7 protein-coding genes are annotated in these 7,182 nt (G+C 68.8%); 2 read left to right on the plus strand and 5 right to left on the minus strand.

Features of this window, described 5'->3' with window-relative positions; translation table 11 throughout:
• The first annotated feature begins 255 nt into the window (after positions 1-255).
• The gene (locus HV824_RS34145) at positions 256-1,143 is read left to right on the plus strand and encodes an RNA polymerase factor sigma-32 (protein WP_163777306.1); all 888 of its coding nucleotides are present in this window, start codon (positions 256-258) and stop codon (positions 1,141-1,143) included.
• 73 nt (positions 1,144-1,216) lie between these two features.
• Here the strand turns inward: HV824_RS34145 and HV824_RS34150 are convergent, their stop codons facing one another.
• The 4 genes from HV824_RS34150 to HV824_RS34165 all read right to left on the minus strand — a co-directional run bounded on the left by HV824_RS34150 (position 1,217) and on the right by HV824_RS34165 (position 6,344).
• Positions 1,217-2,638: an RICIN domain-containing protein gene (locus HV824_RS34150; RefSeq protein WP_176417242.1), complete on the minus strand. Its 1,422-nt coding sequence runs from the start codon at positions 2,636-2,638 to the stop codon at positions 1,217-1,219.
• 21 nt (positions 2,639-2,659) lie between these two features.
• Positions 2,660-3,976, minus strand: coding sequence for a family 16 glycosylhydrolase (locus tag HV824_RS34155; protein ID WP_176425131.1), 1,317 nt, complete (start codon positions 3,974-3,976; stop codon positions 2,660-2,662).
• A gap of 141 nt (positions 3,977-4,117) precedes the next feature.
• On the minus strand, positions 4,118-5,389 hold the full coding sequence (locus HV824_RS34160; RefSeq protein WP_255208567.1) for a winged helix DNA-binding domain-containing protein: 1,272 nt from the start codon (positions 5,387-5,389) through the stop codon (positions 4,118-4,120).
• A 130-nt stretch (positions 5,390-5,519) separates the two neighbouring features.
• Positions 5,520-6,344 (minus strand): SDR family oxidoreductase, encoded by an 825-nt coding sequence (locus HV824_RS34165; protein WP_176417239.1) that lies wholly within the window; start codon positions 6,342-6,344, stop codon positions 5,520-5,522.
• A gap of 48 nt (positions 6,345-6,392) precedes the next feature.
• Between HV824_RS34165 and HV824_RS34170 the strand changes: the two genes are divergently transcribed.
• The gene (locus HV824_RS34170) at positions 6,393-6,659 is read left to right on the plus strand and encodes a hypothetical protein (RefSeq protein ID WP_176417238.1); all 267 of its coding nucleotides are present in this window, start codon (positions 6,393-6,395) and stop codon (positions 6,657-6,659) included.
• A gap of 78 nt (positions 6,660-6,737) precedes the next feature.
• Here HV824_RS34170 and HV824_RS34175 read toward each other — a convergent pair whose 3' ends face one another.
• Positions 6,738-7,112, minus strand: coding sequence for a helix-turn-helix transcriptional regulator (locus HV824_RS34175; RefSeq protein WP_176417237.1), 375 nt, complete (start codon positions 7,110-7,112; stop codon positions 6,738-6,740).
• Positions 7,113-7,182 lie beyond the last annotated feature (70 nt).

Genomic DNA, 7,182 nt, shown 5'->3' on the forward strand with positions numbered 1-7,182 from the left:
CGCCCGCCCGCTCCCACCTGCCTGCCCTCCGGGCCAACAGCGCCGTTGCCCAGTCAACGTTCGGAAGAGACTTCCGTGAGGCCGGCTGTAAAAACGACCGATTACCGCCCTTAAGCATGGGGCAGCATGGATGCAAACCCCTGGATTCACTTGGAAACGGTGGTGCCACCCCTTGGCACGCGGGTCGCAAAGGGCAACCCCCACGTAGCGTCATCGCGGTCCCCCAACCAGATCTCTTTTTCCCCGAGAGACACCATGCAGGCTTCCAACTCCTTCTCCTCCCCTGATTCGCTCTCCACCTACCTGTCGGAGATCAACCAGTACCCGCTGCTCACCCAGCCGAAGGAGCAGGAGCTGTCGAGGCGCTTCCGCGACGGAGACCTGGCCGCGGGCCACCAGCTGGTGACGGCGAACCTCCGCTTCGTGGTGAAGGTGGCCTACGAGTACCGCTCCTACGGCCTGAAGATGTCGGACCTCATCCAGGAGGCGAACATCGGCCTGATGAAGGCCGTGCAGAAGTTCGACCCGGACAAGGGCATCCGCCTCATCTCCTACGCCGTCTGGTGGATTCGCGCGTACATCCAGAACTGCATCCTCAAGAACTGGAGCCTGGTGAAGCTGGGCACCACGCAGGCGCAGCGCCGCCTCTTCTTCAGCCTGGCCCGCACGCGCCGCGAGCTGGAGAAGCTGGGCGCCGGCGACGCGAACGTCGTCAACGCCGAGGAGATTGCGCGCAAGCTGAACGTGAAGGCCTCCGAGGTGCGCGAGATGGAGCAGCGCATGGGCGGCCGGGACTTGTCCCTGGACGCGCCCATGGGCGAGGACGGCGACGCCACGCACCTGGACTTCGTGGAGTCCGAGTCCGCCTCCGCGGTGGACGAGGTCGCCGACCGGCAGCAGGCCAACCTCACCCGCGAGCTCGTGCAGCGCGCCCTGCGCCGCCTGGACCCGCGCGAGCGCTTCATCATCGAGCAGCGCGTCATGGGTGACGCGGAGATGACGCTCAGCGAGCTGGGCGAGCACTTCGGCTTCTCCCGCGAGCGCGCCCGTCAGCTGGAGATTCGCGCGAAGGACAAGCTCAAGCTCGCGCTGGCCACGCTGATGGCCGAGGCCGGCGTCGACGAGAGCACGCTCAACGCCTGAGCCTCACACCTTCCTGGGGAAGACGACGGCGCTCCAGCCCGGCCCGGCTGGAGCGCCGCCTCCCCGCACCGGCTCAGCGCTGCTCGAGCCGGAACTGCTGGCAATCGTTGTTGGACCACGCCCACTGCTGCACGGCCGCGCCGTCACCGCTGGTCCAGCAGTCCGCCACGTCCAGCACCTTCCCGCTGTGCCGCGCCTCCAGCCGGTGGAAGCCGTTGCCCAGCGAGACGGCGCGGAACTGCTGGTTGCCGCCGCCCGAATAGCTCCACTGCTGGAGCCGGGCACCGTCCGCCGTGCTCACATCCCGCACGTCCAGGGCCTTCCCGCTGTGGCGGGACACGAAGCGCACGTAGCCGTTGTCGGTGGACTCCATCGCCCACTGCTGGCTGGCACCACCGTGGCAGGCCCACTGGTGGATGAGCGCGCCGTCGGCCGTGCTCGGGCCGTCGATGTCCACGCACTTGCCCGTCAGCTTGTTCACCAGCCGGTACACGTTGCCGCCGCCGGGTGTCTGCACCACCTGCGCGATCGCGCTCAGCAGGGACGTGGCGCCCTGCGTGTCCTGGGACAGCTCCCAGATCATCACCCCGCCGCCCTGCTGCAACGCCAGCCGCGACTTGGCCTGGATGGTGGCGATGCCGTTGTACTGCACGTCCCCCACCCAGTCCTTGTAGGGCGCCTGGGAGTCACGCCCCACCAGCTCCGCGTAGCTGACGTAGGACGACGGCGAGCGGCCATAGAAGGGCACGCCCAGCACCGCCTTCGCGCGCGGCAGCCCGCGGTTCACCCAGTAGTTGAGCGACTGCACCGCGAACTCATACGTCGAATGCGGATGGCCGCCGTCGTAGGCCATGATGTTCAGGAAGTCGAAGTCGCTGAACGTCGACGTGGGGATGCCCTCGCCGTAGTAGCCGTTGGCGATGACGGCCGCGGTGAGCAGCTTGCCCCGCGCCCGGAGCGCCGCGCCCAGCTCCCGCACCAGCGCCGCGAAGTTCTGCGACGACTGCCCCGGGTCCGGGTACTCCCAGTCCAGGTCCACGCCGTCCAACCCCGCCGCGTTGACGAAGCTGATGAGGTTGTTCACGAACGCGGTGCGCGTGGAGGCGTTGGCGGCCAGCTGCTCGAAGCCGCTGTCGTCGCCGTTGTTCCAGCCGCCCACGGCGATGAGCACCTTCACGTCGCGCGCATGCGCCGTCTGCACCAGCGAGCGCAGCCGCGCGTCGTTGCTGCTCACCCCCGTGAGGCCGCCCTGCGCGGTGGGCAGCGCGAAGGCGTAGTTGATGTGCGTCAGCTTGTCGTACTGGAGGGCGTTGATGTCACCCGCCCACGTGGGCAGGTACCCCACCACGCGCGTCGCGAGGGCCGCATGCTCGGAGCTCCCGGTGGGCGCTCCTTCTCGCGCCGCCTCATCCGGTGCGCCGGAGCAGGCCAGCAGGGTGGTGACACACAGGGCCGCGAAGGCCAGGGACTTGAGTGAAACACGCTCGTTTCGCATGACGTCTGGCGCCTTTCCGGCTCACTGCCATTGGGAATAGCGGACCCAGTCGACCTCCAACGCGGGCGCCGTGTCGCGGATGTGGTTCAGCGTGGACTGCGGCACGCCGAAGTACGGCGTCGTCGCCCCGTTGACGCCGTGCGGATAGGTGCCTCCCACCGCCAGGTTCAGGATGATGAAGTAGGGGCGGTCATAGACCCAGCGGCCGTAGCGCTCGACCTCGGCGCGGGTCACCGTCTTCAGCAGCACGCCGTCGATGAACCACTTGATGTCCTGGGACGAGAACTCCGTGGCGTAGACGTGCCAGTCACTCACCGGCGAGCTCGGGAAGAACTGCTGGTTGATGGGCGTGTTGCCGGAGTACCCCGGGCCATGCAGCGCGCCCGACGTCCAGTTCGCGTAGCCGACGTTCTCCATGATGTCGAGCTCACCGCACTCCGGCCAGCCGACCTGGTTGATGTTGTTGCCGAGCATCCAGAACGCCGGCCACAGCCCCGGGCCCACCGGCATCTTGATGCGCGCCTCCACCTTGCCGTGCCCGAACTCCTGCTTGCCCGCGCTCTCCAGGCGGCCCGACGTGAAGGGATAGCCGTTGTTCCACTCGTGCCGCGCGATGAGCTTCAGCGTCCCGCTGCTCACCTCGATGTTGCGCGGCGACGTCGTGTACTGCTGCTGCTCGCTGTTCACATGGATGCCGGTGTTGGCGAACCAGTTGGCGGCGTTGATGCTGTTGCCGTCGAAGTCGTCACGCCAGCGCTCCACCCAGCCACCGCCGCCGCCGCCAATGACGCTGACGGAGAAGGACTCCCAGCACCCCGCCGACGCGCGGTTGGCGATGAGCTGCCCGCCCAGGTTCGTGTCCGCGGACACGAAGAGGTTGTTGCTGCGCGCCTTCAGGCCCACGGAGTCGCCGCCAAACTCCACCCACTCGAAGCGCTCCCAGTCCTGGACGCTGTTCCGGTTGGCGACGAGCTGTCCGCCCAGGTTGGTGTCCGCCGACACATACAGCCCCGACGACACGGAGCGCAGCGCGACCAGGCCACCGCCCGCGTCCACCACCTGGAACTGCTCCCAGTCCTGCGCCGTGGCCCGGTTCGCCACCAGCGGCGTGTTCGCGAGGTTCTGGTCCGCGGACACGAACTGCTGCGTCGAGCAGGCCCTCAGCGTGACGCTCCGCCCGATGGGCGCCGCCAGCCCCTGGGCCCGCGCCGCCACCTCCGGTGACTTCACCTCCGCGGAGGCCGCCTCCTCCGCCGGCGAACACCCCACCAGCAGACCTCCAAGTCCCAACGCCAGCACCCAGCCACGTCCCACCACCACCGAGTGTCCCTGTGCCATTCGACGTGCCTCCTCACTCCCAATGCGGGAAAGAGGGCGCCGGATATCACCTGGAAATCAGGAATTAAAGGTAAATAGCGTTTTATGGAGACACGGCTCTTTTGCATGGAGCGGGACTGGGGAGGCCTGCTCCCGGTGCCCTCACCCCACCCGCTCGAAGCGGAGGTCGGCGCGCCGGGCCTCCGCGGCGGCGAAGGCGAGCAGCCTCGCGCCCTCGTCGCTCAGCGCGGCGCGGTCCTCGCGCGACAGCCGCGCGAAGGGCGTGATGCACAAGGTCGCGGTGCCACGCGCACGTTCAATGCGCCAGGTTCCTCGAACGAAGCCATCGACGAGGATGGTGGGACGCACGATGCCGTTGGTGGTGAAGACCCGCTTGCGAGCGGCATCGGAGATGATGCGCGTGCGGTCCGCGTGGGCCAGCAGCACGCTGTCGAACTCGGACAGGAAGCGGACGGGCGCGGGGGTGTCCGGGTCGGGCCTCCGGGCCTCGGGGGCGTCGAACAGCTCGACGCCGTGCTCGTCACGGAAGGTGCGCAGTCCGGGCCTCAACCGCTCCAGGACAGCGCCCATGCGTGACAGGCCCGACCAGGCCTGCAAATCCCTGACGCTGGCGGGGCCAAATGCGGCGAGGTAGCGCAGCACCAGCGCGTCTGGCGGCGCGGCGGCCTCGAAGCGCTGGCCGAGCCAGGACTCAGCGGTGGCGTACACCATCCGCTCGCCATGGCCCCACGTTCCACAGGGCGGCACCACGGCGAGCGGCACCAGGCTCGAGAAGCCCATGCTCAGGGCGCTCGCATCATGGCCGGGCCACTGCTCCTGGAGCCGCTGGCCCAGCTCACCGCGAGGACTGGGACACGCCTCCAGCAGCGCCCGCCCCCGCGCCACCAGCGCCTGGACGTCCACGCCCGCAAGCTGCTTGCCATGGGAGGCGTGCTTCAGCCCCCTGTCCAGCGCGGGTTGCAGCACGGGACGCAGCGCGAGGCAGTCTCGCGCGGTCACCAGGTGCAGCGTCCCGCGCATCATCCCGGCGCGCACCACCTGGCGCTCGGTGATGAGCCGGGTCAGCGCCTCTTGCTGGAAGCCCTCCAGCCGCGTCCACAATCCACCGTAGGGAGGATGGGTGGCCTGGGCCTGGAGCCCCACCAGGTGCTCCAGCGCCTCCCCCACGCCCGCTCGGGAGCGCTGCAACAGCCACTGACGCTGGAGCAGGGCCCGGTTGAGGGCCCGCTGCCCCAGGACCTGGGCCGGCGGGCTCCGCCGCCGCGAGGAGGCACGGACAGGCGGCGCGCTTCCTGATTCCTTCGTGGGTGAAGGCACCGGACGCAGCACCCGCTCCTTCCGTGCCTTGCTGGTGCGCCCACGTTTGACACCCGCGGGGACGAGCATTGGCAACATCATCAAGAAGGGAATCATGTCGGTTGGCACCTGGGGGTGGGATGCGAACACCCATGGGTCGGGAGAACCCAAGGGGCTTCGTGGACGCCATCCTGCGACCCGCCCCTGACAGTCCTATGTCAGGAATGTGCAAGCCGCTGGGCCCCGCTCAGCGCCGCGACAGGCCGTGGAGGGCCATCACGAGGTGCTCGAAGGTGCGCCCGGGTAGCAGGCGCTTCGACACCAGGCCGACGCGCTGCGACAGGTGTCCCACGGAGTAGCGCACGTCCACGCGCCGGCGCTCCACCAGCGACAGGAGCTTCCGGGCGACCTGCTCGGGAGGGACGCCCGCGCCTTCTGCTGACTCCACCAGGTCCATGACGTGCTCGAAGGCCTCCTGGTAGGCGGACCCGGGACCGGACTGACGGGCGCGCTGGCGGTACTCGCGCACGCGCGTGAGGACATCCCCGGGCTGCAGCAGCGTGGCCTCGATGCCGAAGGCGGCGACTTCCTGCCGGAGGCTCTCCGTCAGCCCCTCCAGGGCGAACTTGCTGGCGCTGTAGAGCCCCTGGAACGGGAGCCCGGCGGCGCCGCCCATGGAGCTGATGTTGACGATGAGGCCCGACCGCTGCGCGCGCATCGTGGGCAGCACCGCCCGGCAGACGCGCAGCACGCCGAAGAAGTTGGTGTCCATCTGCCGCTGGGCCTCTTCGATGGACACGTCCTCCACCGCGCCGGCCATCACGAAGCCCGCGCAGTTCACCACCACGTCGAGCCGGCCCTCGGCCGCGAGCACCGACGCCACCACGCGTTGAACGGAATCCTCATCCGTGACGTCCAAAACAGCCATCCGGTGGTGGGCACCCTCCGCGCGGGGATGGCGGCTGGTACCATGGACGGCGTGGCCATGCGCCCCCAGGAGCTCCGCGCAGGCCTGACCGATGCCAGAGGATGCGCCAGTGATGAGGACCACCTTGCGTCGCGACTTGCTCATGCGTGTTCCTGCCCAGGCTCGTGACGAGCATCAACGTGGGAGCGCATCGTGAACCTCATCGAGCCCTTCGCCTACGCGGGCGCGGCGGTGGGCACCGTCATTGGGGCCGTCCTGGGCTTTCCCCACGGCCTGCTGTGGGGCCTGGCTGGCATGGCGGCGGGCTTCGTCGGCGGCGGGCTCGTGCTGTCTGTCGTCATCTTCTTCCTGTTCCTGGCCGGGATGGCGCTGTTCGTCTGGCCGCGCGAACGGCTCAAGCAGCAACGGGGCCCGCGGCCCGCGACGGGTGATGCCCCACGAGAAGACGACAGACACTGAGGCGTCTGTCCTTGCGAGTCGCCGGTGCTTTCACCGTCCGTGCCCCCTGTCCGAGGGACGGCGGGACGCATGCGGACCTCACTCCTTCCGCGCGCCCTTCCTGTCGCCGCCGCGCTCGGGCTTGCGGAGCTCGCGCTCCAAGGCATCCAGCCGGTCATTCCAGAAGCGCTCGTAGAAACGCAGCCAGTCGGCCGCTCCGGCCAGCGGCGCCGGCGCGAGGCTGCACCGGTGCGTGCGTCCCTCCACCGACCTGTTCACCAGCCCCGCGCGCTCCAGCGTCTTGACGTGCTTGGAAGCGCCCGCGAAGGACATGCTGAACGGCGCCGCCAGTTCGCCAATGCTCCGGGGCCCCGAGGACAAACTGCGCAGCATCTCCCGCCGCGTCGGGTCGGAGAGCGCGTGGAAGACCGCGTCGAGTTGCTCGGAACGTTGCTGAACCATGGGGGTGACCATAACGACCTCCGCCCAAAATTAAACCACCTAGTTAAACAACATGCCAGAGGGGCTGTCTCTTATACACATC

This window comes from Myxococcus sp. AM009, assembly GCF_013372605.1.
In the GTDB taxonomy this organism is placed as follows: domain Bacteria; phylum Myxococcota; class Myxococcia; order Myxococcales; family Myxococcaceae; genus Myxococcus; species Myxococcus vastator.